The 24,856-nt window shown below is 66.1% G+C and carries 21 protein-coding genes; 12 read left to right on the top strand and 9 right to left on the bottom strand.

Features of this window, described 5'->3' with window-relative positions; translation table 11 throughout:
- The first annotated feature begins 168 nt into the window (after positions 1-168).
- The 3 genes from rraA to ACCQ07_RS13955 all read left to right on the top strand — a co-directional run bounded on the left by rraA (position 169) and on the right by ACCQ07_RS13955 (position 3,698).
- A complete protein-coding gene (gene rraA, locus ACCQ07_RS13965) occupies positions 169-669 on the top strand; it encodes a ribonuclease E activity regulator RraA (RefSeq protein WP_071118636.1) in 501 nt (166 codons plus the stop codon).
- A 22-nt stretch (positions 670-691) separates the two neighbouring features.
- A complete protein-coding gene (locus ACCQ07_RS13960; RefSeq protein WP_485130056.1) occupies positions 692-2,287 on the top strand; it encodes a serine hydrolase in 1,596 nt (531 codons plus the stop codon).
- Positions 2,288-2,432: 145 nt separating this feature from the next.
- Positions 2,433-3,698: a cation:proton antiporter gene (locus tag ACCQ07_RS13955; protein ID WP_008573493.1), complete on the top strand. Its 1,266-nt coding sequence runs from the start codon at positions 2,433-2,435 to the stop codon at positions 3,696-3,698.
- A 63-nt stretch (positions 3,699-3,761) separates the two neighbouring features.
- On the opposite strand, the gene ACCQ07_RS13950 is transcribed toward ACCQ07_RS13955, so the two are convergent.
- Positions 3,762-4,955 (bottom strand): sensor histidine kinase, encoded by a 1,194-nt coding sequence (locus tag ACCQ07_RS13950; protein WP_008573491.1) that lies wholly within the window; start codon positions 4,953-4,955, stop codon positions 3,762-3,764.
- The gene (locus ACCQ07_RS13945) at positions 4,952-5,641 is read right to left on the bottom strand and encodes a response regulator (RefSeq protein WP_372363395.1); all 690 of its coding nucleotides are present in this window, start codon (positions 5,639-5,641) and stop codon (positions 4,952-4,954) included. Before ACCQ07_RS13945 ends, ACCQ07_RS13950 begins: the two co-directional genes overlap by 4 nt.
- 105 nt (positions 5,642-5,746) lie before the next feature.
- Between ACCQ07_RS13945 and ACCQ07_RS13940 the strand changes: the two genes are divergently transcribed.
- The 6 genes from ACCQ07_RS13940 (at position 5,747) to ACCQ07_RS13915 (ending at position 15,062) form a co-directional block, all read left to right on the top strand.
- Positions 5,747-7,216, top strand: coding sequence for an efflux transporter outer membrane subunit (locus ACCQ07_RS13940; RefSeq protein WP_372364150.1), 1,470 nt, complete (start codon positions 5,747-5,749; stop codon positions 7,214-7,216).
- Positions 7,217-7,235: 19 nt separating this feature from the next.
- Entirely contained in the window at positions 7,236-8,072 is an 837-nt protein-coding gene (locus ACCQ07_RS13935) for a MipA/OmpV family protein (protein WP_029819811.1), read from the top strand.
- Positions 8,073-8,094: 22 nt separating this feature from the next.
- Positions 8,095-9,201, top strand: coding sequence for an efflux RND transporter periplasmic adaptor subunit (locus ACCQ07_RS13930; protein ID WP_046931890.1), 1,107 nt, complete (start codon positions 8,095-8,097; stop codon positions 9,199-9,201).
- A complete protein-coding gene (locus ACCQ07_RS13925) occupies positions 9,198-12,257 on the top strand; it encodes an efflux RND transporter permease subunit (protein WP_372363394.1) in 3,060 nt (1,019 codons plus the stop codon). Before ACCQ07_RS13930 ends, ACCQ07_RS13925 begins: the two co-directional genes overlap by 4 nt.
- Positions 12,258-12,461: 204 nt before the next feature.
- The gene (locus ACCQ07_RS13920) at positions 12,462-13,061 is read left to right on the top strand and encodes a plasmid pRiA4b ORF-3 family protein (RefSeq protein ID WP_071118633.1); all 600 of its coding nucleotides are present in this window, start codon (positions 12,462-12,464) and stop codon (positions 13,059-13,061) included.
- A gap of 168 nt (positions 13,062-13,229) precedes the next feature.
- On the top strand, positions 13,230-15,062 hold the full coding sequence (locus ACCQ07_RS13915) for an ABC transporter ATP-binding protein (protein ID WP_014090589.1): 1,833 nt from the start codon (positions 13,230-13,232) through the stop codon (positions 15,060-15,062).
- A gap of 273 nt (positions 15,063-15,335) precedes the next feature.
- Here ACCQ07_RS13915 and ACCQ07_RS13910 read toward each other — a convergent pair whose 3' ends face one another.
- Positions 15,336-17,141: a DUF885 domain-containing protein gene (locus tag ACCQ07_RS13910; protein ID WP_372363393.1), complete on the bottom strand. Its 1,806-nt coding sequence runs from the start codon at positions 17,139-17,141 to the stop codon at positions 15,336-15,338.
- 341 nt (positions 17,142-17,482) lie between these two features.
- Here ACCQ07_RS13910 and ACCQ07_RS13905 point away from each other — a divergent pair, with 341 nt between their 5' ends.
- Both ACCQ07_RS13905 and ACCQ07_RS13900 read left to right on the top strand, forming a co-directional pair.
- Positions 17,483-17,881, top strand: coding sequence for a GFA family protein (locus ACCQ07_RS13905; protein ID WP_082429798.1), 399 nt, complete (start codon positions 17,483-17,485; stop codon positions 17,879-17,881).
- Positions 17,878-18,681 carry a DUF4349 domain-containing protein gene (locus ACCQ07_RS13900; protein WP_008573188.1) on the top strand — a complete coding sequence of 268 codons (804 nt, stop codon included), beginning with the start codon at positions 17,878-17,880 and terminating at the stop codon, positions 18,679-18,681. The genes ACCQ07_RS13905 and ACCQ07_RS13900 overlap by 4 nt, the downstream gene beginning before the upstream one ends.
- Before the next feature lie 196 nt (positions 18,682-18,877).
- Here the strand turns inward: ACCQ07_RS13900 and ACCQ07_RS13895 are convergent, their stop codons facing one another.
- The 4 genes from ACCQ07_RS13895 to ACCQ07_RS13880 form a co-directional block, all read right to left on the bottom strand.
- A complete protein-coding gene (locus ACCQ07_RS13895) occupies positions 18,878-19,171 on the bottom strand; it encodes a hypothetical protein (protein WP_005912915.1) in 294 nt (97 codons plus the stop codon).
- A 76-nt stretch (positions 19,172-19,247) separates the two neighbouring features.
- The gene (locus ACCQ07_RS13890; protein ID WP_372364149.1) at positions 19,248-20,582 is read right to left on the bottom strand and encodes a DUF2867 domain-containing protein; all 1,335 of its coding nucleotides are present in this window, start codon (positions 20,580-20,582) and stop codon (positions 19,248-19,250) included.
- A 117-nt stretch (positions 20,583-20,699) separates the two neighbouring features.
- A complete protein-coding gene (locus tag ACCQ07_RS13885; RefSeq protein ID WP_011348014.1) occupies positions 20,700-21,014 on the bottom strand; it encodes a metalloregulator ArsR/SmtB family transcription factor in 315 nt (104 codons plus the stop codon).
- A gap of 312 nt (positions 21,015-21,326) precedes the next feature.
- A complete protein-coding gene (locus tag ACCQ07_RS13880; protein WP_011348013.1) occupies positions 21,327-22,319 on the bottom strand; it encodes a LysR substrate-binding domain-containing protein in 993 nt (330 codons plus the stop codon).
- Positions 22,320-22,489: 170 nt separating this feature from the next.
- On the opposite strand from ACCQ07_RS13880, the gene ACCQ07_RS13875 reads away from it, so the two are divergent.
- A complete protein-coding gene (locus ACCQ07_RS13875; protein ID WP_029819802.1) occupies positions 22,490-23,377 on the top strand; it encodes a DMT family transporter in 888 nt (295 codons plus the stop codon).
- A gap of 45 nt (positions 23,378-23,422) precedes the next feature.
- On the opposite strand, the gene ACCQ07_RS13870 is transcribed toward ACCQ07_RS13875, so the two are convergent.
- Both ACCQ07_RS13870 and ACCQ07_RS13865 read right to left on the bottom strand, forming a co-directional pair.
- Positions 23,423-24,394: a peptidylprolyl isomerase gene (locus tag ACCQ07_RS13870; RefSeq protein WP_008573185.1), complete on the bottom strand. Its 972-nt coding sequence runs from the start codon at positions 24,392-24,394 to the stop codon at positions 23,423-23,425.
- A gap of 69 nt (positions 24,395-24,463) precedes the next feature.
- On the bottom strand, positions 24,464-24,706 hold the full coding sequence (locus ACCQ07_RS13865; RefSeq protein ID WP_011348011.1) for a DUF378 domain-containing protein: 243 nt from the start codon (positions 24,704-24,706) through the stop codon (positions 24,464-24,466).
- Between the last annotated feature and the right edge of the window lie 150 nt (positions 24,707-24,856).

The raw sequence follows: 24,856 nt of genomic DNA, 5'->3' as shown, positions 1-24,856 counted from the left end.
GACGCGGCGAACGCAGCGTTGTCCGCGTGCGCGCACCTTCGCTGAGCGTGCGTGCCTGCATGGCGCGTTATCGGGTGTCGGTCATCGGGTATCGGTCATCCGTCACCCATCGCCCGCGCGCGGCCACAGCCGGCTACCATGCCAGCTCTGCCGCGCGAGATCGCCCCGATGACCTGGACCACGCCTGATCTGTGTGACCGCTACCCCGACGTGACGATCGCCGAACCGCTGTTCCGCCACTTCGGCGGGCGCACGGCATTCGCCGGGCCCATGGTCACGGTGCGCTGTTTCGAAGACAACTCGCGGGTGCGCGAGCTGGCCGCCATGCCGGGCGACGGCCGCGTGCTGGTGGTGGACGGGCAGGGCTCGCTCAAGCATGCGCTGCTGGGCGACCAGATCGCGGCCAATGCGGTGGCGAACGGCTGGGCCGGCGTGCTGATCCACGGCTGCGTGCGCGATGTCGAGATTCTTGCCACGTTGCCGCTGGGGGTGCTGGCGCTGGCGGCTTGCCCGCGCCGCACCGAGCGACGCGATCTGGGCGATGTGGATGTGCCGGTGAATTTTGCCGGCGTGCCCTTCGTTCCGGGCCACTGGCTGTACGCCGATGCCAATGGCGTGCTGGTGGCGCCGCAACCGTTGGCGCTGGATGGCGCCGGCGGATCGATCTGACCAACAACCTGAAGGTGATGCAGTGACCTTGAACCGATGGCTGAGTGGGGGCGTGCTGATGGTGGCAAGCTTGGTGACGACAACGCACGCGGCCGAACTTCCCGCCGGCATGCAGCAGTTCGATGCGCAGATGGAACGCGTGCGCAAACAGTTCGACGTGCCCGGTATTGCGGTGGCCATCGTCAAGGACGGCCAGGTGGTGCTGGAGCGCGGCTACGGCGTGCGCGAGACCGGCAAGCCTGCGCCCGTGCAGGCCGACACGTTGTTTGCGATTGCCTCCAATACCAAGGCGTTCACTGCCGCGTCGCTGTCGATCCTGGCCGATGAAGGCAAGCTCTCGCTCGATGACAAGGTCATCGACCATCTGCCGTGGTTCCGCATGTCCGATCCGTATGTGAGCGGGCAAATGCGCATCCGCGATCTGCTGGCGCACCGCAGCGGCCTGAGCCTGGGTGCAGGCGATTTATTGTTCTGGCCCAGCACCAGCTACACCACCGAAGAGGTCGTGCAGCGCCTGGCCAAGGTGCCGCTGAAGGGCGGTTTTCGCGACCGCTATGCGTACGACAACATCCTGTACGCAGTCGCCCAGAAGGTGATCGAGCAGGTCTCCGGGCAGAGTTATGCGGCATTTCTGCAGCAACGTATCTTCGACCCGGTGGGCATGCGCGGCACGCGCTTCAACGCCGACCATCTGCAGCCCGGCGATCACGCGGCAGTCGGGCATGCCAAGTACGACTTCACCGAGCTGCGCACGGTGGCGCCGCTGACCTGGTCCAACAACTCCGGTGCCGGCGGCATCTATTCCAGCGTGCACGACATGGCGCTGTGGATGAACGTGCAACTGGCCGGCGGCATCCTGCCCGATGGCAAACCCCTGTTCAGCGCCAAGCGCCAGCAGGAAATGTGGTCGATGATCACGCCGATCCCGATCGGCGAGGTGCAAGTGTCCGAGCTTGCCGCGGCGCGGCCGAACTTCGCCGGCTACGGTGAGGGCTGGAGCCTGAGCGATTACCGCGGCCATCGCCTGGTCTGGCACACCGGCGGCTGGCCCGGCATGGTGTCGCGCCTGACGCTGCTGCCGGATCAGAAGCTGGGCGTGGTGGTGTTGACCAATCAGGAGGTGGGCGCTGCGTTCAACGCCGTGACCTTCCAGGTGCTGGATGCCTTCTTGCAGGTGCCGTCCACCGATTGGACCGCCGCTTACGCCAAGCTGGTGGAGAAGGCCGACAGCGAGGCAGACGCAAGTTGGAAGAAGCACCAGGACGCGCGCGCGGCGCGGTCCACGCCGTCGTTGCCGCTGCGCAGTTACGCGGCCACCTATCGCGACCCCTGGTATGGCGATGTGGTGATCGTCCAGGACGGCAAGCGGCTGCGCCTGCAGTTCGCCAGGACCGCCCAGTTGGTGGGCACGCTGGAGCATTGGCAGCACGACAGCTTCATCGTGCGCTGGGACGACCGCTCCTTGAATGCCGATGCCTTCGTCAATTTTGCGCTGACCCCGGACGGCACGGTGCGCGAGATGCGTATGGAGCCGATTTCGCCGCTGACCGATTTCAGCTTCGATTTCCAGGACCTGGTGCTGACGCCGGTGCCGACGCAGACCGCTGTGGGCAAATGATGCAGGCACGCGCGGATGACCTGCGCGCTGCGCCTGGCGGGCCCAAGCGCGCAGGTGGCTCAGATCGCCATCGGCCGCCGCACGCTACCGAAGTGCGGCAGGTCCAGTTACGATCTGCGCACTTTTCAGGGATGTCGCCGCACGCATGACCACTCCGCAGATGTCGGTGTATTTCTTTTTGCAGGCTGCCGCGATTTTGTTGGTGTGCCGGCTGGTCGGCATGCTGGCCAAGCGCCTCGGGCAACCGCAGGTGGTGGGCGAAATGATTGCCGGCGTGATGCTGGGGCCCTCGTTGTTCGGCTTGCTGGCGCCGGGCGCGCAGGCGGCCCTGTTCCCCAAGCAGACCATGGACGTGCTGTATGTGTTCGCGCAGTTCGGCGTGGGCCTGTACATGTTCCTGGTCGGAACCGATTTCCGCGGCGACCACTTTCGCGCGCGCTATCGCAGTGCCATGAGCGTGTCGATGGCGGGCATCGCGGTGCCGTTCCTGCTGGCATTTGCCATGTGCCCATGGTTGATCAACGTGCAGGGCCTGTTTTCGGAAAAGGCCAAGCTGGCCGAAGCGTCGCTGTTCCTGGGCGCGGCCATTGCGATCACCGCCTTCCCGATGCTGGCGCGCATCATCCACGAACGCGGTCTGACCAATAGCCCCTTGGGCACCTTGGCGCTGACCGCTGGCGCGTTCGACGATGCCGCAGCGTGGTGCATTTTGGCCGTGGTGCTGGCCAGTTTCGGCGGCAGTTGGGGCAGTGCCTACCTGGCCATCGGCGGCGGCATCGGCTATGCGGTCTTCATGATTTTCGTCGGCCGGCATCTGCTCAAGCGGCTGGCCGATCATGTGGTGCCCGGCCAGCCGCTGAGCAACAGTGTCCTGGCGGTGGTGCTGATCCTGTTCTGCATCAGCGCCTGGGCCATGGATGCGATCGGCATCCACGCGGTGTTCGGCGGTTTCCTGCTCGGTGTCTGCCTGCCCAGGGGCGCACTGACCGAGAAGCTGCGCGAGATGATGCAGCCGTTCGTCGTGGTGTTGCTGCTGCCGATGTTCTTCACCTATTCGGGCTTGAAAACCCAGCTCAGCGTATTGCTGCAGCCGCAGATCATGCTGGCGGGCGTGGCGATCCTGGCCGCGTCGTTCATCGGCAAGGGCGTGGCCTGCTGGGCCGCGGCGCGAGCGACCGGCGAGAACAACCGCGACGCGATGGCGATCGGTTCGCTGATGAATGCACGCGGGCTGATGGAGCTGATCATCATCAATATCGGCTTGCAGGCGGGTGTGATCGAACAGGGCCTGTTCTCGGTGCTGGTGCTGATGGCGATCCTGTCCACGCTGATGGCCACGCCGTTGTTCAACTGGATCATGCGCCGCCACGCCAATGTGAGCGACGCGGTGCCGAGCCTGCAGTCGCGGTGATCGGCGCGCGACTGCCCGCAGGTGCGGGCAGTGCACTGGCGGCGTGTGCGGCCGGGCCTTGCGTCAACGCCCCAGCGGCAACTGCACGCTGGCCAGCAGGCCACCGCCGGGGCGGTTGCTGACGACCAGTTGGCCATCGTGCGCCTGGCAGATGGCCGAGGCGATCGCCAGGCCCAGGCCGCTGCCGCCGGAATGCCGCGCGCGCGAGCTGTCGGCGCGCCAGAAGCGGTCCAGCAAGTGCGGCAGTTGCGCAGGCGCCACGCCGGGACCGCGGTCGCCGACGGTGAGCTGCACGCTGTTGCCGTCGCGGCGCACCTCGATTTCCAGCAACTTGCCGGCTGCGGCGTAGCGCAACGCGTTATCGATCAGGATCGACAGCACCTGGCCCAGCCGGTGCCGGTCGGCATGCAGGCGCAGCGCCGGAGCCGTGGGGTAGTGAATGGTCATCTGCGCCTCGCGCAGCGCCGGGCCTGCCCACTCGATGCGCTCGGCGACGAGCTCCCGCAGCTCGACGCTTTCCGGCTCCAGCACCAGCTGGCCGGCACGCGCCAGCGACACCAGGTGCAGGTCGCCGATCAGCCGATTGATCTGCTCCAGCTGGCGATGCACCAGCCGCAGTTGCTCCGGTTCGCGCGGGAAGACGTCATCCAGCATGCCTTGCACGCGTCCCATCGCGGCATTGAGCGGGGTGCGCAGTTCATGCGCCAGCATCGCGCTGGAGTCGCGTAATTCGCGCTCGTATTGCTGCAGCCTGCCGCTCATCGTATTGAAGTCGTCGGCCAGGGCGGTGAGCTCGTCCGGCGCGCCGCGCACCACTTGCGCGCGTGCGCCGAAATCGCCATCGCTGACCCGGTGCGCGGCGAAAGCCACCTGCGAAAATTGCCGCGACAGCGGCCGCGACGCAAGCAGGCCGCAGAACAGGATGACCGGGACCGAGATGGTCATCATGGCGCCCAGCATCCACCAGTCCGGATTGGCCAGCCCGGGCAGGAAATTTTCGATGTCGTAATAGCGCTGGAACAGCTCCCACAGGCGCGCCTGGTTGGCCCGGGGCTGCTCGATCAGCTGGGAGATCTCGGCACGCGGCTCGGCCGGCACGTTGCTCAGGATCAGGCTGTAGCGCAGGTTGAAATAGCACCACATGCCGAACGCGATGACCATCATGGTGACCACCGCCAGCGCGCTCATGCGCAGTCCCACCCACCACCACAGGGGCGCCTGGTTGCGCCAGGCATGAAACCGCCGCAGCACCTTCATTGAAAGCGATACCCCACTGCACGCACGGTGACCAGCACACCGGTGATGCCATGCACTTCGAGTTTGCGACGCAGGTTGTGGATGTGCGAATCCACCACCCGTTCCAATGCATCGCTGTCGGGCAGGCAGGCGTCGAGCAGTTCGCTGCGCGTAAAGGCCTTGAATGGGGTCTTGAGCAGCAGCGCGAGCAGGTTGAATTCGGTCGGCGTCAGATCCAGCGCCACGCTGTCGCCGTTTTCGTGTTGCACGCTGGCGACCACGGCGGCCGGATCCACGCTCAGCCGACCGTGCTGCAATGGGTCGCCTGGCGCGCGCACCGCCACGCTCCGGCGTAGCACCGCATGCACGCGCGCCACCACCTCCTTGGGGCTGTATGGCTTGACCACGTAATCGTCGGCGCCGTAGCGCAGGGCGCCAAGCTTTTCCGGCTCGTCGCCAATGGCGGTGACCATGATCACCGGCGTGTCGCCGGCGCGGCGGATCGTCGACAGCACCTCGATGCCGCTGAGCTTGGGCAGCATCACGTCCAGCAGCACCAGATCCGGTGCCCATTGCCGGTGGAGCTGGATGGCGCGTTCGCCATCGCCGGCCACCGCCACATCGAAGCCGTCGCGGCGTAGATAGGCCTCCAGAATGCTGGCGCTATCGCTGTCGTCTTCCACCAGCAGAACCTTTTTGCCTGTCATGGCGTGTTGCCCTGTCGTCTCGATCAAATCTGGATAATTCCCGAAAACAACCTGGACGCTGCGGGTCGAGGATGTCGGTCGAGATTGGCTCTGTGCTCCGACATCATGATTCCACAAATTATTCCGCATCGTTGGTCCTGCGTGTGCCTGGTTGCCGCCAGTGCGGTGCTGTCGGTTGGCTGCTCGCTGACGCCGGCCTACCAGCGCCCGGTGGTCGGCGTGCCGGCCACCTTCGGCAGCCCGCAGGCGGCATTGGCGCCGGCATCCGGCCAGCCCGACGCCGATGCGACCGCCGCCGTCGCTCTGAACGAGCAAGAGCGCGCGTTTCTGCAGGCCTTCGCGCCAGACCGCGACCTGCGGCCCCTCATCGAACGTGCCTTGGCGCACAACGGCGATTTCCGCCGTGCGGCGTTGCAGGTAGAACAGGCGCGTGCACAGTACGGCATTGCGCGGGCGTCGCGCCTGCCGACGCTCGCCGTCGGCGCGCAGCAGCTGCGGCAACATTTCGACAACCCGACGCTGGATGCGCGGTACCAGCAGGATCTGGTGATTGCCAATGCGGGAATCGGCAATTTCGAAGTGGACTTTTTCGGCAAGCTGCAGGCGATGTCCGAGGCCGCACGCCAGCGCTACCTGGCCAGCGCCTATGGCCGCGACGCGGCGCGTGGCGCCCTGATTGCAGAGGTGCTGCGTGCCTACACCGCCGAGCGCACCACCGCGCAGGCGCTGCAGCAGCTGCAATCGCTGGATGCCGACAGCGCTGCGCTGCTTGCCATCGCCGAGCGGCAATATCAGGTAGGGCTGATTGCGCGCGACGAGCGCGATGCGCAGCAGCGACAGGCCGACCAAGCCCATGTGGCGGCCCTGCAGGGCAACGACAACCACGCTGCGGCGCTGCGTGCGCTGCAGTTGCTGGCCGGCTACGACAGCACTCCGGTACCCGGCGACCTGCAGGGTCTGATCGCCGCTGATACGCCTGCCAGTGCGTGGCGCGCCCTGGATTCGTCGCTGTTGCTGCAACGCCCGGACATCCAGCAGGCCGAGCTGGAATTGCGCGCGGCCAATGCCGACATCGGCGCGGCGCGCGCGGCGTTTTTTCCATCCATCACCTTGAGCAGCAGCGTGGGCACGGCCAGCGACGGATTGAACGGCCTGTTTTCTGCAGGCCACGGCGTATGGAGCTTCATGCCGCAACTGAACCTGCCGTTGTTCGATGGCGGCCGCAATCGCGCCAACCTGGACCTGGCGCAAATACGCAAACGTGCCGATGTCATTGCCTACGAGCAGGCGATCGAGTCTGCATTCCGCGAGGTCGCCAACGCGCTCGACGCGCACGCCACCTTGTCGCAGGCCGAGCCGCGCTCGCGCGAGCAGGTCGAACGCGAGCAACTGCGTCTTGCTCGAATGCATGAACGCGTGGATGCCGGTCTGGAAGACCGCAGCGCGCTGCTGGCCGAGCGGACCCGCATCGCTCAGACCGAACTCGATTACCTGGATACCGCACGCCAACGCGTGCTGAGCCGTATTGCGCTGTTTCAAGCCTTCTATGGCGTGCGCCTGCCCACCGCTTCCTGACTTCCGACGGAGACTTTCGATGCACCTATCGTCCTTCAATCGCCTGCGTGGCCACCATGCCGTTCGCGCCAGCGTGCTTGCCTGCATGAGCGCCATTCCGTGCATTGCGCACGCACAAACCGATCTGACCGGGAGTTCGCGCCTGCTGGGAGACCGCACTGAAATCACGGCAGGCGCCGCAGCGGTTGCCACGCCGGAGTATGCCGGTGCCGAGCGCGCGCGCGTGCAATTCAACCCGGTGCTGGTGGTGCAGCGCGGCGTGTTGTTCTTCGACACCTCCCGCGGCGGCGGCCTGCAATTCCAGAGCAAGTCCGGCTTCTACGTATCGCAATCGTTGTATTACGACCTGGGCCGGCTGCAAAGCGACAGCAACTGGCGGCCGGGCTCGCGCCTGCTGGCCGGCATGGGCGATGTGCCTGGCTCGGTGACCGCACGCACGCTGGTGATGCAGCAAGTGACGCCCTACATGAACGTCAATGCGGAGGCCGAATTCACGCTCAAGGATGCTGCGCGCCGCAACCGCTATCGCGCCGGGATGGAGTTCACCCTGCTGCATAGCGCTAACGACACGGTCACCCTGGACCTGGACGTGCATGGCGGCGACCGCCGCTTCAATCAGGCTTACTTCGGCGTCACCGATGCGCAAGCCGCGCGCACCCGCTTTGCCGCCTTCAATGCCGGGTCCGGTGCGTATGCCGCCGCGGTAGGTGGCAGTTGGACACACTCGTTGGGCGACCACTGGGCCACCACGTTGGGGGTCACCGGAACGCGCTACCTGGACAACGCCGAAGACAGCCCGCTGGTGGCACGCCGCAGCGTGGTCAGCGGCAACCTCGCACTGACCTACAGCCGCTGAGCGGCATACACCGGGGGATCCAATGATGACGATGTTCTATCGCGGCCTGGTGTGCGGCACGTTGCTGCTGGGACTGGCCGCATGCAGCGGGCCGGAGGCGCCGGCCACCGAGACGCCGCGCGCGGTGAAGCTGGAGCGCTTCGGCAACGGGGGCGATAACCCACTGCAGGTGCCGGCGCTGGTGCGCCAGGAACAACGCGCCGAGCTGGGGTTCGAAGGGGCAGGCCGTCTGTCTGCGGTGCTGGTGGATGTCGGCGACCGGGTGACCCGCGGGCAACTGCTGGCACGGCTGGACGATGAGCCGCTGCGCCTGCGCGAACAGCAGGCCGATGCCAACGTGCGCGCGGCACTGGCGCAATCGGGCGAACGGCAACTGCAATTGCGCCAGCAACAGGCAATGTTCGATGACGGCGCCAGTTCCAGCGCCACCTTGACTGCCGCGCGGGCGGCGGCAGATGCGGCCGCCGCGCAGCTGCAGGTGGCCAGGGCCGACCTGGCCATGGCGCGCCGCGGCGCGCGTCTGGGCGAGCTCCGCGCGCCCTTCGATGGCAGCGTGGTGGCGCGCCTGCAACAGCCGCAGGCCGATGTGGCGGCGGGGCAGGCGGTGCTGCAGGTGGAGGGGCAGGGCCATGTGCAACTGGTCGCCACGCTGCCGGCAATTGCCGGTGCCGGTCTGGTGCCGGGGCAAACCGTGCATGCCCGCGTGGTGGATGCGGGCGGCGCGCCGATCGAACTGCGTCTGCGCAGTCTTTCCAGCCGCCTGGACAATGCCACGACGGTGCAGGCGTTGCTGGAACCGCTCGCCGCCGCGCCTTCGCTGCGCAGCGGCGACAGCGTGATGCTGACGCTGCCGCCTGCTGCCGCGTCCACGCCGAGCGTGCCGTTGTCGGCGGTATTGCCCCGACTCAACCGGCAACAGGCCAGCGTGTTCGTTTACCAGCCGGCCACGCGGGCCGTGATCGAACGCGCGGTCGACCTGGGAACGATCGTCGGCGAGCGCGTCCAGATTCTGCGCGGGCTGCGGGCAGGCGAGCAGGTGGTGAGCGCCGGTGTGGGCTTCTTGGTGAACGGCCAGCCGGTGACGCCACTGCAGGCGCAGACGCAGCTGAGCGGAGGTCGCACGCCATGAAGCTGACCCAGATGGCGATGCGCTCGAGCCGGCTGACGTTGTTTGCCGCAGCGATGATCCTGATCGGCGGCATCGTGGCGTTTCTCGGTTTCCCATCGCAGGAAGAACCGTCGGTGACCGTACGCGACACGCTGGTGTCGGTGGCCTATCCCGGCATGCCCAGCGAGCAGGTGGAAAACCTGCTGGCGCGTCCGGTGGAGGAGCGCTTGCGCGAGCTGGCCGGCATCAAGCGCATCGTCACCACGGTGCATCCGGGCAGCGCGATCGTGCAGCTGACCGCCTATGACGATGTGCAGGATCTGCCGGCGCTGTGGCAGCGGGTACGCGCCAAGGCCGCGGAGGCCGGCGCGCAATTGCCTGCGGGCACGCTTGGTCCCTTTGTCGACGACGACTTCGGGCGCGTGTCGGTGGCGTCGATCGCGGTGACCGCACCGGGCTTTTCGATGAGCGAAATGCGCGGCCCGTTGCGGCGCATGCGCGAGCAGCTGTACGCCTTGCCCGGCGTGGAGCAGGTGAAGTTATATGGCCTGCAGGACGAATCGGTGTATGTGTCGTTTGATCGCGCACGGTTGCTGGCGAGCGGCTTGACGCCGTCCAGCGTGATGGCGCAGTTGCGCGCGCAGAATGTGGTGGGTTCCGGTGGGCAGGTCGCGGTGTCGGGGCTGGCGCTGACCGTGGCCACGTCCGGCGAAATCCGCACGCCCGAGCAGTTGCGCGCTGTTCTGCTGAGCGTGCCCGGCGCACCTGCGGGCGGTGCCCGCGAGGTGACCCTGGGCGAGCTGGCGCAGGTGCAGGTGATGCCGGCCGACCCGCCGCAAAGCGCGGCCGTTTACCAGGGCCAGCCGGCGGTGGTGGTCTCGGTCTCGATGCAGCCGGGCACCAATATCGCCGAGTTCGGCAAGGCGCTGCGCGCCAAGCTCGACGACACCGCGCACGAGCTGCCTGTCGGCTTCACCCAGCACGTGGTGAGCTTCCAGGCCGATGTGGTCGAGCGCGAGATGGGCAAGATGCATCACGTCATGGGCGAGACCATTGTCATCGTCATGGCGGTGGTGATGCTGTTTCTGGGCTGGCGTACCGGGTTGATCGTCGGCGCGATCGTGCCGTTGACCATCTTCGCCTCGCTGATCGTCATGCGTGTGCTGAACGTGGAGCTGCAGACGGTCTCCATTGCCGCCATCATTCTTGCGCTGGGCTTGTTGGTGGACAACGGCATCGTGATTGCCGAAGACATCGAGCGCCGCCTGGTGGCCGGCGAGGAACGCCGCCAGGCCTGCATCGATGCGGGCCGGACGTTGGCGACACCTTTGCTGACCTCGTCGTTGGTCATCGTGCTGGCGTTCTCGCCGTTCTTCTTCGGCCAGACCAGCACCAATGAATATCTGCGCTCGCTGGCCACCGTGCTTGGCGTGACGCTGCTGGGTTCGTGGTTGCTGAGCATCACGGTGACGCCGCTGCTGTGCATGCACTTCGCCAAGGTGCATGTCACCAAGACCAGCGATGCAGCCGAATCGCGGTTCTATCGCGGCTACCGCCGTGTGATCGAACGCGTGCTGCAGCACAAGGTGCTGTTCATCGGCGCGATGACGGCGATGCTGGCAGTGGCGGTCACCGTGCTGGTGTCCATTCCATACGACTTCCTGCCCAAGTCCGACCGCCTGCAGTTCCAGATGCCGGTGACCTTGCAGGCGGGCAGCGATGCACGCCAAACGCTGCGCACGGTGAGTGAACTCAGCCGCTGGTTGGGCGACCGCCGCGCCAACCCCGAGGTGGTGGACAGCATCGGGTATGTTGCCGATGGCGGGCCGCGCATCGTGCTGGGCCTGAACCCGCCGCTGCCGGCGGCCAACCAGGCCTACTTCACGGTCAGCGTGCGGCCGGGGACCGACATCGATGCGGTGATCGCACGGGTGCGCTCGCATGTGCGCAGCCACTTCCCCGCGCTGCGCGCCGAGCCCAAGCGCTTTTCGCTGGGCGCCACCGAAGCCGGGATGGCGGTGTATCGCGTGGTGGGTCCGGACGAGGCGGTCCTGCGCAGCAGCGCTGCTGCGATCGCCAGGGCCTTGCGGGCGGTGCCGGGCACCGTGGACGTGCAGGATGACTGGCAGGCGCGCATTCCGCGCTATTTGGTGCAGGTGGACCAGCTCAAGGCCCGCCGCGCCGGTGTCAGCAGCGAGGACATTGCGCAGGCATTGCAGGGGCGCTACAGCGGCGTGGATGCCACGTTGATCCGCGACGATGGCACCGATGTGCCGGTTGTCGTGCGCGGCAGCACCGACGAGCGTGCCGCCAACGGCAACCCGGCCGATACGTTGGTGTACCCGCAGGCAGGCGGCGCACCGGTACCGTTGGCGGCGGTCGCCACGGTGCTGCGCGACAGCGAGCCGTCGGCGATCCAGCGGCGCAACCTCAGCCGTGCGATCACCGTGACCGCGCGCAACCCGCAACTGACCGCGACGGAGATCGTCGAGCGGCTGTCCGCGCCAATCGCCGCGCTCAAGCTGCCGCCCGGCTACCGCGTGGAGATTGGTGGCGAGCTGGAAGATTCGGCCGAAGCCAATCAGGCCCTGCTGCACTACATGCCGCATGCCTTGGGCGCGATCCTGCTGCTGTTCGTGTGGCAGTTCAACTCGTTCCGCAAGTTGTTCATCGTGCTGTCGGCGGTGCCGTTCGTGCTGATCGGTGCGGCACTGGCGCTGGTGATGACCGGCTATCCGTTCGGCTTCATGGCGACCTTCGGCCTGCTGGCGCTGGCCGGCATCATCGTCAACAACGCGGTGTTGCTGCTGGAGCGCATCGAAGCCGAACTTGCCGATGGCCTGCCGCGCCGCGAAGCGGTGGTGGCGGCCGCGGTCAAGCGGCTGCGCCCGATCGTCATGACCAAGCTCACCTGCATCGTCGGCCTGGTGCCGCTGATGCTGTTTGCAGGCCCGCTGTGGACGGGGATGGCGATCACCATGATCGGTGGGCTGGCGTTGGGCACGTTGGTGACGCTGGGCCTGATTCCGATCCTGTATGACCTGCTGTTCGGTTTGCGCCTGCGCCGCAGTGCCTGAGCGTGGCCAACAAACCGTGACGCGTGGCGGTCGGGCGGGCGTGGACGGGCGCTTAGAGGCGGGATGGACAAGTGCTACATCCCGACCCGGGCACCGGCAGCGCCCGCCTGGCGGTTGCGCAGTGATTTCATTCGCCGATCTGGACAGCGTCTACATTCGCCTGCCTGGCACGCCATACTGGTAACAGGCAGGCACACGCATCGCATGATGACCAAGGCAAAAAAGAAATCCGCGCAGCAAGCGCTGCAGGCACCTGCGCCGGTGTATCAACTGCATGTGGCATTGACCGGCAGTGCGCCGCTGATCTGGCGGCGCCTGCTGGTGTCGGGCGCAGTACGCCTGGCCACCTTGCATCGCGTATTGCAGCCGGTGATGGGCTGGAATGGCGCCCATCCCTACGAATTCGACCTCAGCGGCGGGCGTTACGGCGAATCCGGGCTGGATGTGCCCGAGCGTCCCCGGCTCAAGCATGCCGCGCGTGTCACGCTGGAAAGCGCGGTGGGCGAACTGGAAGGCTTCGAGTATTTCTACGGCGCCGGCCCTGGCTGGCAGCATCGGCTGCAAGTGGAAGCGCTGTTGCCGACCGATGCCGGCCTGCGCGTGGCGCGCTGTGTGGACGGTGCCAATGCCTGCCCGCCGAATAGCAGTGGCGGCATTGCCGATTACCAGGCGCTGTTGCACATCATCGCCGACCCGGACCACCCGCGGCATGTGCAGGAATTGGCGAGCTTGGGTGGGCGCTTGGAACCCGGGCATTTCGATCTGGCAGAGGTCAATCGCCTGCTCGCGCGCGTGCGCGAGTGACAGCGGTGGCGCCTCATGGGCGAAGGCGCTGCAAACCTCGTCTCTTGTTCTCCTGGCGACGGCGTTGACGCAGTGCATGGGCTGATCAAGCCGCGTGCCGACCAGCGCCACTGCGGCTTGACGCCCGATCGGCTAGCCTGAGATCCCGGTGTTTCCGAAGTCCGCGCAATGTTCCGCTGGTTCGAGTCTCTGATCGATATCTTCCCGCCCATCGAGCGGGAGATGCCGCCACGCAGCGTGTGGCGCTTTTATCTGCATTATCTGCGGCCGTTGTGGCCGATCCTGCTGGCCACCTTGATCGCCGGGCTGCTGCTGGCGCTGGTGGAAGTGGCGATGTTCGACTTCCTCGGCCGCATCGTCGACATGCTTGCCGACAAGCCTGGGCCGGACTTCTTCCGGCAGCATGCGGGCGAACTGATCTGGATGGCGGTCATCACGCTGGTGGCAAGGCCGTTCTTCACCGGCCTGCACAATCTGCTGGTCAATCAGGCGATCGTGCCGGGTCTTAGCAACCGTTCGCGCTGGCTGATGCACAACTACGTGGTGCGCCAGAGCCTGGGCTTCTTCAACAACGATTTTGCCGGGCGCATCGCCAATCGGGTGATGCAGACCGGCACCTCGCTGCGCGAGTCGGCCGTGCAGATGGTGGATGCGCTGTGGTACATCGTGGTCTACACCGGCAGTGCCCTGTGGCTGTTCGCGCAGGCAGACCCCTGGCTGATGGCGCCGCTGCTGCTCTGGCTGGTGGTGTACGTCGCGCTGATGGCGTTTTTCGTGCCGCGCATGAAGGCGCGCGCATGGGTTGCCTCCGATGCGCGCTCCAAGGCGACCGGCCGCATCGTCGATGGCTATACCAATATTTCCACGCTCAAGTTGTTCGCCCATGCCGGCCGCGAACAGGCGTATGTGCGCGATGCCATCGACGAACTGGCGGTGAAACACCGCCGGCAGACCCGGGTGACCACCGCCATGGACACCGCCATCGCAGTGGCCAACGGCTTTTTGATCGTGGGGACCTGCGCGCTGGCGCTGTGGTTGTGGAGCCGCGGCCAGATCAGCGTGGGCGCGATCACCCTGGCCACCGGTCTGGTGATCCGTATCCACAACATGTCCGGCTGGATCATGTGGACGGTCAACGGCATCTTCGAGGACATCGGCACCGTGCAGGACGGCATGCAGACCATCTCGCAACCGGTGCAGGTGCAGGATGCAGCCGATGCGGTGCCGCTGCAGGTAACGCAGGGGCAGGTGCAGTTCGAGCACATCCATTTCCATTACGGCAAGCGCGGTGGGGTGATCGCCGGGCTGGATCTGCAGGTGCGTGCCGGCGAGAAGATCGGCCTGGTCGGGCCATCCGGTGCCGGCAAATCCACCCTGGTCAACGTGTTGCTGCGGCTTTACGACCTGGAGCAGGGCCGCATCCTGATCGACGGGCAGGACATCGCAACCGTGACGCAGGAAAGCCTGCGCGGGCAGATCGGCCTGGTCACCCAGGACACCTCGCTGTTGCATCGCTCGATCCGCGATAACCTGCTGTATGGGCGGCCGCAGGCCAGCGAGGCGCAGATTCTCGATGCCGTGCGCAAGGCACGCGCCGACAGTTTCATCGACACGCTGATCGATGGCGAAGGCCGCCGCGGTTTCGATGCGCATGTGGGCGAGCGCGGGGTCAAGCTCTCCGGCGGTCAGCGCCAGCGCATCGCGATTGCGCGGGTATTGCTGAAGGACGCGCCGATCCTGATTCTGGACGAAGCGACCTCGGCGCTGGATTCGGAAGTGGAGGCCGCCATCCAGGACAGCCTGGACGCGCTGATGGGCAACAAGACGGTGATCGCCATCGCGCACCGCCTTTCGACCATCGCGCGCATGGACCGGCTGGTGGTGATGGATGCCGGCAAGATCGTCGAGACAGGCACGCATGCGCAATTGATTGCGCATGGCGGCCTGTATGCACGGCTTTGGGCGCGGCAGACCGGAGGGTTTGTTGCTGCGGATGCGTGACGGAAAGCTACGTGTAAGGACACGCGACTGGGGTAACGCGGGTTGGAAACTGGCCAATAGACATTGGCGGCGACCTAAGCCCCTCTCCCGGCGGGAGAGGGGTTGGGGTGAGGGTCCGGGGCGAAGCCACTTGCTAGTTTTGGATGACACAAGGCTTCATGGTCGATTGAATTCGCACCAGGAAAATGCGTCCTCTATGAGGCACGCGAGGCGTCGCCCGTACCCTCATCCGCCCCTGCGGGGCACCTTCTCCCGCGGGGAGAAGGGAAATGCTCACTCGATCGGTTGATCCAGCATCAGCTCGCGGGCGAAGCGTACCGGCGGTGCACCGTAGGACAGCATCTTGTCGTGATAGGCCTTCAGGTTGAAGGTCTCGCCGAGCTTGTCCTGTACCGCCTTGCGGGTGTCCAGATGTTCCTGCACGCCGACGAAGTAGGTCGGGAGCTGTGCGGAGGAGAGCTGCGCACGCACCCACTTGCCCGAGGCTTCGCTTTCCTGCTGGAAGGTGTCGTGGGTCATCAGGTGCATCGCCTTGTCGCGATCCCATCCGTCCACATGCACACCCTGGTCGAGAATGGCATTGGCAATGGTGCGCAGGTAGAACTTGAGCTGCACCAGGTGGAACAGCGGGTCGTTATCCAGGTAACCCTGCTCCTGCATCATGCGCTCGGTGTAAACCGCCCAGCCTTCGGCGAACATGCCCGAGCGCAGCACCGCGCGCAGCGTGGAGGGGAACTTGGCCGAATGCCAGCCTTCCAGGTAGTGACCCGGCGTGCCCTCATGGATGCTGAGCAGCTGGATCATGCGGGTGTTGTATTCGCGCAGGAACGAATCGACCTGCTTGTCGTTCCAGTCGTCGGGAATCGGCGATACCGCGTAGAACGTCTTGAGATTCTTGTCGAGCGGGCCGGGCGAATCGCAATACGCGACCGCCACGCCACGCTGGAACTCCGGCATCAGGATGATGTCCACCGGCGAATCGGGTAGCGTCATCAAGTCCTTGTGGCGCACGAATTCGGTGGATTGGGCCAGCGCTGCCTTGGCCGCGTCCACCACCTTGTCGCGCGCCGGCTTGTCGGCATACGCCAGTTCCAGCGCCGCTTCGATCGCCGCCTGCTGCTGGTCGTCGGTGGGCGAGTCGGGCAACTTGGGGGCGCCGGGCTTGTCCTTGAGTACCGTGCGCGCAATCCCGTACATGTCGCTGCGCACGCGCTTGAGCTCGGATTCGGCGCGCTGCTTGATGTCGGCACGCGACAGCGACGACAGCAGCGCGAATTTCAGCTTCTGATCGTATTTTTCCGCACCGATGCGGAAGTCGCCCTTGGCATTGGGGACCAGCACGGTGTCCAGCCAGGTCTGCTGCTCGGCCACTGCCTTGCGCAGGTTGTCGATGGCCGCCTGCGCACGCGCCGCCTCGATCGGGCCAAGCTGGCTGATGTTGGGCGCGATGAAGCTGTCGACGATGCTCAGGATGCCCTTGTTCTGCTTGGCCACCGTTTCGGCATGGATCTTCGGCACGCGCGCCGGGTCCAGGTTCTCGCGTGCCTGCGCAAAGATGCTCGGGATCTTTTCCATGCGCTGGGTGGCCGCGGTCAGGCGCTCGGGCAGCGGCGCGAATTCGCGCGCCATCAGGCTGTACAGCGCGCTGCCGGCCAGCCCGTTGTAGACCTGCGGGTCCCAGGCCCAGCTTTGCAGCACCTCGGTATTCCAGATCTCCGATTGCAGCTGATTGCGCAGGATGGCCGCATCCACCTGGTTCTCGCGCGAAAGCTTGGCCACCTCGATTGCATCCAGGGTGGCCAGCAGCTTCTTGCCCGCATCCACGCTGCGCTGACGGCCGCCGGCGCTCAGGTCGTCGATTTGCGCATCGAAGCGATGGTCGCCGGTCTGGGTGGCGGTCACCGGCGACAGCTGCATCCAGGTGTCCAGGGCCTGTTTGGATAATGCGGCAAAGCGCGCATCCGGGGTCTGTGCCTGGCTGGCGGCAGGCGCGGCTGCATCGGCGCGCGGTGATTCGGGCTGTTGCTGGCAGGCGCTGAGGCCGGTGAGCAGGGCAAGGACAAGCAGGCGTTGACGCATCGTGGGTCCTGGTGGAATCAAACCGCCAGCATAGGCATCTGCGCCCACGTGCGCATCCGCCATTGGTGTAGGGCAGCCAATAAATCGACGGCGCTCACCGCCAGGCGGGCGCGGCCGAGGCTTGGACCAGCGTGTGCCGCCTGACCCTGCGGATCGTGCGCGCCCTCCATGTGCCCTGACAGATGCGCACCACGTGTGGGTGAGCGCCCCGATCCTGCCGGCCGTGCAGCGGCGCAATCGCCCGGGTGAACACGACGGCTGCACGTTGCGGGCGCGATCGCTCGTACACTCCGGTTCCCGGGCGCCGCCTCGCTACCCAGGCGGCGCGTACACGCAACATCATGCTTGCCACCCGCACGGTGGCCTGTTCCAAGGAGGATCACATGCACTATGCCGGTAGCTGTCATTGCGGACGCATCGCGTTCGATCTGCAGACCGAAGCGCCCATCACCGAGGTCTACGACTGCAACTGTTCGCTGTGTCGCCGCCGTGGCGGTTTGCTCTGGTTCGGCGCGCGCACGCAGCTGCAGCTTCAGGCCGCGCCGGAAGCTGTGGGCAGCTACCGTTTCAATCAGCAGCACATCGATCACCACTATTGCACGCAGTGCGGGATCGCGCCCTTCAGCGAGGGCCTCAACCCCAAGACCGGCGAAATGGGCGTCGCGGTCAATGTGCGTTGCCTGCCGGCGCTGGATCTTGCCGGGCTGCAGGTGCATGCAATCGACGGAGCCAGCCGATGAGCCGTGCCATGCAGCGGTATGCCACGGCCATGCTGCTGGGATGGGCGCTGTGCGGGTGTGCGAAGCATCACGCGGAGATGGCGGCCGACGGCGGGGCTGCGGCGCCGGCACCGCCCGCCGCGCAGGGCAATGCCCTGGCCTACGAGCACGATGTGCGCATCGAGCTGCCTGCCGACCAGATCGGCCAGCGCATCGCCGCGATACGCACTGCCTGCCAGGACGCGCAGTTCGGCGACTGCGCCTTGCTGGCGGTCGAGCAGGAAGGCGGGCGCGATCCCAGTGGGCGCGTCAGCGTACGGCTAGCACCAGAAGGGATCGAACCCATGGTGCAGTTGGCCGGCCAGCATGGCGATGTCGCCGCGCGTAGCACGCGGGCCGAAGATCTGGCCCAGCAGATCGCCGACACCGGCCTGGCACAGGCGCGGCTGCAAAAAGAGCATGCGCGCCTGCTGGAATTGCAGCAGCGCCGCGATCTGGCGGTGACCGATCTGCTGGCCTTGTCCAAGCGGCTGGCCGAGATCGAAGCCGAGGCGCAGCAGACCCAACAGCAGGCCGCGCAGCAGCAGCGCCGGGTGCGCACGCAGTTGCTGACGCTCAATTTCCGCAGTACCGGTGGCGAGCAGGGCAGGGGCGAGATCGCGCAAGCCGCTGCCGAGTTCGGCGAGGTATTTTCCAGCAGCGTGGCGTTCGTCATCCGCGCAGTGGCAGCGCTACTGCCGGTGGCTGCGGTTGCACTGATCGCCGGCTGGTTGTTGTTGCAGGCGTGGCGCTGGCGCGTACGTCGGCGCCGGATGTCCTGATGTACCGCAGCTGCGCGGGACTGCCGTGCAGCTGCGGGGTCATCCGACCGATCAGTGCATGCGGCGTGCGCTGTCAGCGCTCGGTCGCACGCGGCTTGAGCGCGCAGCGGCATGCCCAAGCGACGCAGGACGCGTCATGGCGTCGCGTGTGATCCAGCAACGCAGCACTGTCGCCACAGGTAGGGCTGAGCCCGGCTCAACCTTCGTCCACTTCGTATTCCACAAACACGTCCAGCTGCAGTGCCAGCTCTTGCACCGCGTCGCGGACCTTCTGCGCGGTGGCCTCGTTGCCGGCTTCCACTTCGAACTCGTGGCTGCCCGGACCTTCGTCGTCCGACAGGCCTGCCGAGCTGGAATCTTCGTCGTCCAGGTGCGGCATCAGATCGTCCACTTCTTCCACGTGCTCGATGCCGTCGATGCTTTGCAGCAGGTTGGCAATGGCACGCGCGTCGTCGTCGGTGCCGGTGATGCGCATGCGGAGGGTAGGCATGGGAGTGTCCTGTGGATTGGGGACATCAAGCCTAGGCATCGCCAGGACAAAACGAGGTGATGGCGCGCTGCTCACATCACGCGGGCCGTGCCGGCCATGCCTGGCTGGTAACGGGGTCGGACTGCATCACGCGGCCTACTGCGGCGCGCAGCATCGTGGGCATGACGTACTGGTGATGCGCATGATGGATACAGGCCATGTAGACACGGCCAAACCCGTTGCGGCAGCTCACCCGGGTGGCCATGGTCAGCTCGATCTCGTGCGTGCCGACCCGGCGCAATGCCACCGACGAGCGGAAGCGCAGATGTTTGTCGTCGGCGCCCAGCACGATCTGCACGTGCTGCCCATCGGCGTCGCTGCGTTGTGCCAGCACCGGGAAGCGCCCGGCAAAACGTTGCGCTGCGCTCGGGTCGAGCAACGAAGACACCGGGCAACCCAGGTGCGAGGTACGTAGTCCCAATGGCTTGACCATCAGGTTGCGCAGGCGCATCAAACCGCTCACCCCGCCCGGCGGCTGATCGACGAATGCCTGCAGCAAGTCGCACATCAGGCCTTGCAGGCTGTCGCTGCGCAGTTGGCGTGTGTCCAGGCGCAACTGATGGGTGTCCTGAAAATGCACCTGCCCGCTCAACTGCTCGCGCAGCAATGCATCGGCCGGCAGTGCGTGCAGCGAGCGGATCCGTAGCGGTGCCACGCGGGTGGCGACAAATCCGGGGCGGCGGGTGCGCGGCGGCAGCTGGCGGATGCGCCCGCTCCAACGGCGCGCACGGCTGCAGGCGCGCTGCTGCCAGCTCTGCGGTTTGACGTGCAGCGACAGCGAAACGGTAGGCACATCCGCCGCACGAAAGGCATCGGACTGCAGCAGCGCCGCGACAGGGGGCGGCAGCAGTTCGGTCAAGCTGGCAATGGTCGCCGTGCCCTGGGTGACCAAGGCTTGCTGCTCGGGGCTCAAGTCGCCGCCGGCTTCGTCCGGATGGCAGGACAGCGCAAAGAACGCCGAGTGTGCCGCGTTCCCTTGCGCAGGCACGAACTGGTGCCACGTTCCGCCGCCGAAGCGCACCGTAAACAGGCTATCGCCGGGCAGATCCACGTAGCGCAGCGCCTGCAGGAAGGCCCGCGGGTCCTGACGCAATTGCTGCGCCGAGGCGGTGGAAAAGCGCAGTTGCGCACCGCCGCTTCCGGTGATTGCGGTGAACACGCGATTGCCGGCATGGCAGTGGAATGGATGCCCCTGCGGCCCGACCGAAAACGAAAATAGCGAGGCACGATCGTCATGGCCGAAGTCCGGCGCGGACAGCTGCGCCGACGGTTCGTCCAGGGCATCGTGGTGTGCTGGGTGGTGCCGCTGCCGTTCGCCGGTCTGCGCGATCAAGCTATCGCCTGCGCCTGGGTCCAGTTGCGCAATCAGCATCACCTCGACCGGGCGGCCGCCGCTGTACGAGGGCAGCGATACGCGCGGAAAGCTTGTGTCTGCGACGATCCGTTGGTGGTCCATGGCATGTCCTTGCAGCAGAAGTCGAGTGGAGGATTAGCGGGTTTTTTTGGCCAGCTTGCGTGACTCGCGCTGCAGCGGGCCTGCCTTGGGGCAGACCTCAAATGCGAAGCCGCTGAGCGTATTGACCATGTTGTCGGGCGTCAGCCGATACACCACGAATTGGCCGCGCCGCTCGCTGCTGACCAACCCGGCTGCAGACAGCACGGAGAGGTGGCGCGAAATGGCTGGCGCGCTCATCGAAAACCGTTCGCCGATCTGCCCGGCAGTCAGTTCCTGCGCGGACAGGTAGGCCAGGATTTCCCGGCGTGGCCGGGAAGCCAGGGCTTCGAAGATGCGGTCGATGGACATGGATGGGGTTAGCTAATTAACGAATTAGCTAATTAATGATCTTGATAGGGATGGCTGTCAAGCGATTTATGCAGTGTCGCTCAGGATGTGCTGGTAGCCACTTTCCTGCGGGGCGCCGATCTACCGCTTGCGCACCGATGGTGCGCAAGCGCGCGGAACGGGGGTTTGAGGTGAAGGTACGCGCCGAAGCCGCAAGTGCACCGGACTCCACTAGCCTTCGCTCTTACCCTCATCCACTCCTGCCGAGCACCTTTTCCGTAGCGTGAAGGGCAGCGAAATGTTTCACGCAAACAGCCAGATACCCGCGCAACTTCATTCCGCCGCCGATGCGCTACGCAAACGCCGCCTTGCACGCGGCTCCTGTACGCCTTCGCTCAGCGGCAACGCCACCAATTCGGCGGGCAGTGCCGGCATCGGGGTGCGTTCGTCCTGTGCTTCGCGCTTGAGCCAGTCGATGAACAATGCCGCGGCCGGGCTGAGTTCGCGGTGGCTGGGGTGCACGATGTAGTACGCGTAACGCGCCTTGAGCGTGGGGCCGGGCAGGCGTACCAGTTCGTAACGCTGCAGGTAGGGCTGGGCGATGTGCTTGCGCGCCAGCACCGCGCCCAGGCCATACACGGCGGCGCGCATCGCGTCGGTGCTGTCGTTGAAGGTGTGCATCGGCGGCACGGTGGTACCGCGGACCTGGGCTGCGCGGAACCAGTCGCGCCACCCCTGTGGCGACATGTCGGTCAGTAGCGGTAATTGCGCGATCTGCGCCGGCGTGCGCAGGGCAGCCACTTCCGGCAACGACGGTGAGGCCACCGGGAACAGTTCGTCGTCCATCAGGTGATGCGAGGTCAGTCCGGGCCAGGCGCCTTGGCCATAACGAATACCCAGGTCCGGGCCGCCTTCTTCGAAACGCGAAAAGGCCGTATCCGATTGCAGGTCCATGCGGATATGCGGATAGGCGCGGCAAAAGCGCGGCAGCCGCGGCAACAACCAGCAGTACGACAGCGAGCGCAACGTGGTGACGCGCAGTGGAATGGCGTCTTCGCGCGGATGCAGGTTGCCGGCTACCGCCGCGATCTCGGCCAGCGCGGCGGTGGCCGCATCGGCCAGCTGGCGGCCTTCGGCGGTGAGTTTGACGCCACGCGGTAGCCGCTGGAACAAGGTCGCACCCAGCAGCGCTTCGAGCTTGCGCACATGGTGGCTGACCGCGCTGGCGGTGAGGTGCAGTTCTTCGGCGGCGTGGGCGAAATTCTGGTGGCGGGCGGCAGCGGCGAACACGCCCAGCGCAGGTAACAAGGTAGGGCGCAGATTCATCGAGGCATGAGTGAGATTTGTGGCTCGCCCCGATACTACGCGCTTGTCGCGCCCCTGGTGGCAACCGATGCTGCATCATTCCTTCGCGACGATCGTGCCATGTCTCTTTGTCTGCCTGCTGCCGTCTTCTGCCGTTTCATCCCCGCATGGCACGGTTCGGGAGCACGGTCATGAGCGTCCAATCGTCGGTGCAGCCCGAGCTTGCGGTACGTCAATGGCGTACGCCGCTTGAGCTTGGTTTTCTGGGCGTGGTGTGGGGCTGCTCGTTTTTGTTCATGCGCGTGGCCGCGCCCAAGTTCGGCACCGTGGTGCTGGTGGAAATTCGCCTGGCGCTGGGTGCGTTGGTGCTGCTGCCATTCCTGTGGCTGGCACGCGAACGTTTCCCGTTACAGCGCTGGCCCATGCTGGCGGCAATCGGCGTGCTCAACTCGGCGTTGCCGTTCCTGCTGTTCGCCTGGGGCGCGCAACACGCACCGGCGGCAGTCGGGGCGATCTGCAATGCGATGACGGTGCTGTTTACCGCGCTGATCGCCTTCCTGTTTTTCGGCGAACGGATCGGCACGCGTCGCGCGCTGGCCTTGCTGGTGGGGTTTATCGGCGTGCTGGTGCTGGCCACCGGCAAATCCGCCGGCTTGAGCGTCGGGCCGGCAGCGCTGGCTGGTGCAACTGCCTCGCTGCTGTACGGCATCGGCTACAACCTAGTGAAGCGCCATATGGGCGATTTGCCGCCTGCTGCGTCGGCGGCGTCGACGCTGGGTTGCAGTGCGCTCTTGCTGGCGCCCTTGGCCTGGTGGCAATGGCCGACCACGCCGGTGCCGGCGGTGGCGTGGGCCTGCGCCACCGCGTTGGGTGTGGTGTGCACCGGGTTGGCGTTCTTGATGTACTACCGCCTGATCCAGCGCATCGGCCCGGCGCGTGCGTCCACGGTGACCTATCTGGTGCCGGTGTTCGGCGCGCTGCTGGCATGGTCGCTGCTGGGCGAACCGCTCACCTGGACCATGCTGGTGGCCGCGGTGCTGATCCTCGGCAGCGTCGCCTTCAGCCAGCGCGCCCGCTGACGGGGCGCGGCTCGCTCTTGCGATTCCCGATTTCCGATTTCCGATTCAACCAGCCGGCGGCACACGCACCGGCAACGGCACATTGCACAGGTCGATGTGCCCGGCCGGGCGCTTGTAGAAATCGTCCTTGCGGTTGCGGCGCGCCTCGACCACATCGCGGAAGGTCTGGCTGTCGGTACGCAGCAATTGCAGTGGCGTGCGCTCTGGCGCAGGCACTTCGCTGGCCAGCCGGATCGCGCGGATCGGTGCGCGTTGCGCGGGGTCTTCGTAGAAGCCCATCGGGTCGGGGCCGCGCGGCGTCACGCTGAGCAATTCCATGCCCTTGACCACACGCCCGACCACGGTGATGTTGCGATCCAACTGGCGCGGCGATTGCCCGGTGACCACGTACAGTTCGGCGCCGATGCTGCTGTCTTCGTCGTTGTTGCGGCCTGCGCCCAGGGTGCCGTAGCAGTGCGCCAGCCAGGTCTTGCCGGTGGCCGTGTCGCGGCCGACCGGGAAGCCGTCGACAAAGCCCACCTGCGGCGCCCAGCCATCGCTGTCGGGCAGGCGCTGGAAATCCAGGCCCTGCGATGCGCGTTCGAATTCGGCCGGCAGATGCGTCTTGGCCGAGCCAAGCGATTTGGCCTTGGCCGGCGTCTCGCCATCGGGGTCGCCGAACTGCACCACGAAATTGTCCTGCGAGCGATAGATGCTCAGCCCGTCCCAGAAGCGCTCATGCGCCAGCGTGCGAATGTTGGCGACGTGCTCCGGCGCAAATTGCGGCGCCAACTCGATGATGACCCGTCCGGCATCCAGCTCCAGGTACAGCGTGCGGTCCGGATCGAGCACGCGCCACGCGCTGGCCGGCGAGCTGTCCAGAATCTGTTGCGGGCTACGGTAAGCCGCGTTGGCGGCTACGGGTAACAGCAGGGCGAGCAGGCAGGCAGAAGCAACAGTGCGCAGGAGCATGAAGGCAGCCAGCAGGGAGGTGTCTGCGATTCTTGCCGACCACGCGCCCAGACGCAAAGCATGCATCGCATGGCATGACGCCGACGCAGTGCGCCGGCGTCATGCACAGATGCTAGACCTGCCGCGGGCAGGAGGTTACGGATTGTTGCGCACGTGCGGGCTGGTGTGATGCTCGGCAGTGCCATGGTTGTTGCGGAACAGCGGTACCAGCTGCCACAGCGCCGAGAACCCCACCAGCGTGTAAACCACACGCGACAGCAGTGCGTCCTGTCCGCCGAACAGTGCGGCAACCAGATCGAACTGGAACAGGCCGACCAGCCCCCAGTTCAATCCACCGACGATGAGAAGCACCAGAGTGATGACGTTGATCGCTTTCATGAAAGCATTCCATGTGGGTTGGGAAACCCCAGACTCCGCATGCCCCAGCGAGCAGGCCGTGAGCGTCGCCCGCTGGCGGCCCGCTTTGCACACATGTCGCTCACATCCGCCAGCCATGCGGGTAGTGTCTGCGCTCGGGCAGCGGTCGCC

Source organism: Xanthomonas sp. NCPPB 3583, from assembly GCF_041475715.2.
GTDB lineage: Bacteria > Pseudomonadota > Gammaproteobacteria > Xanthomonadales > Xanthomonadaceae > Xanthomonas > Xanthomonas euvesicatoria.
The sequence above is the reverse complement of the archived record's forward strand: the minus strand, read 5'-3'. Positions and strand labels throughout refer to the sequence as shown.

Coding starts and splice junctions, on each gene's coding strand:
- ACCQ07_RS13940 (WP_372364150.1), top strand. CDS start 5,747: ATGATTCCACAAATTATTCCGCATCGTTGGTCCTGCGTGTGCCTGGTT.
- ACCQ07_RS13935 (WP_029819811.1), top strand. CDS start 7,236: ATGCACCTATCGTCCTTCAATCGCCTGCGTGGCCACCATGCCGTTCGC.
- ACCQ07_RS13875 (WP_029819802.1), top strand. CDS start 22,490: ATGAGCGTCCAATCGTCGGTGCAGCCCGAGCTTGCGGTACGTCAATGG.
- ACCQ07_RS13910 (WP_372363393.1), bottom strand. CDS start 17,141: ATGCGTCAACGCCTGCTTGTCCTTGCCCTGCTCACCGGCCTCAGCGCC.
- ACCQ07_RS13880 (WP_011348013.1), bottom strand. CDS start 22,319: ATGAATCTGCGCCCTACCTTGTTACCTGCGCTGGGCGTGTTCGCCGCT.
- ACCQ07_RS13905 (WP_082429798.1), top strand. CDS start 17,483: ATGCTTGCCACCCGCACGGTGGCCTGTTCCAAGGAGGATCACATGCAC.
- ACCQ07_RS13930 (WP_046931890.1), top strand. CDS start 8,095: ATGATGACGATGTTCTATCGCGGCCTGGTGTGCGGCACGTTGCTGCTG.
- ACCQ07_RS13945 (WP_372363395.1), bottom strand. CDS start 5,641: ATGACAGGCAAAAAGGTTCTGCTGGTGGAAGACGACAGCGATAGCGCC.
- ACCQ07_RS13865 (WP_011348011.1), bottom strand. CDS start 24,706: ATGAAAGCGATCAACGTCATCACTCTGGTGCTTCTCATCGTCGGTGGA.
- ACCQ07_RS13920 (WP_071118633.1), top strand. CDS start 12,462: ATGATGACCAAGGCAAAAAAGAAATCCGCGCAGCAAGCGCTGCAGGCA.
- ACCQ07_RS13895 (WP_005912915.1), bottom strand. CDS start 19,171: ATGCCTACCCTCCGCATGCGCATCACCGGCACCGACGACGACGCGCGT.
- ACCQ07_RS13890 (WP_372364149.1), bottom strand. CDS start 20,582: ATGCTGATTGCGCAACTGGACCCAGGCGCAGGCGATAGCTTGATCGCG.
- ACCQ07_RS13950 (WP_008573491.1), bottom strand. CDS start 4,955: ATGAAGGTGCTGCGGCGGTTTCATGCCTGGCGCAACCAGGCGCCCCTG.
- ACCQ07_RS13870 (WP_008573185.1), bottom strand. CDS start 24,394: ATGCATGCTTTGCGTCTGGGCGCGTGGTCGGCAAGAATCGCAGACACC.
- ACCQ07_RS13915 (WP_014090589.1), top strand. CDS start 13,230: ATGTTCCGCTGGTTCGAGTCTCTGATCGATATCTTCCCGCCCATCGAG.
- ACCQ07_RS13955 (WP_008573493.1), top strand. CDS start 2,433: ATGACCACTCCGCAGATGTCGGTGTATTTCTTTTTGCAGGCTGCCGCG.
- ACCQ07_RS13885 (WP_011348014.1), bottom strand. CDS start 21,014: ATGTCCATCGACCGCATCTTCGAAGCCCTGGCTTCCCGGCCACGCCGG.
- rraA (WP_071118636.1), top strand. CDS start 169: ATGACCTGGACCACGCCTGATCTGTGTGACCGCTACCCCGACGTGACG.
- ACCQ07_RS13900 (WP_008573188.1), top strand. CDS start 17,878: ATGAGCCGTGCCATGCAGCGGTATGCCACGGCCATGCTGCTGGGATGG.
- ACCQ07_RS13925 (WP_372363394.1), top strand. CDS start 9,198: ATGAAGCTGACCCAGATGGCGATGCGCTCGAGCCGGCTGACGTTGTTT.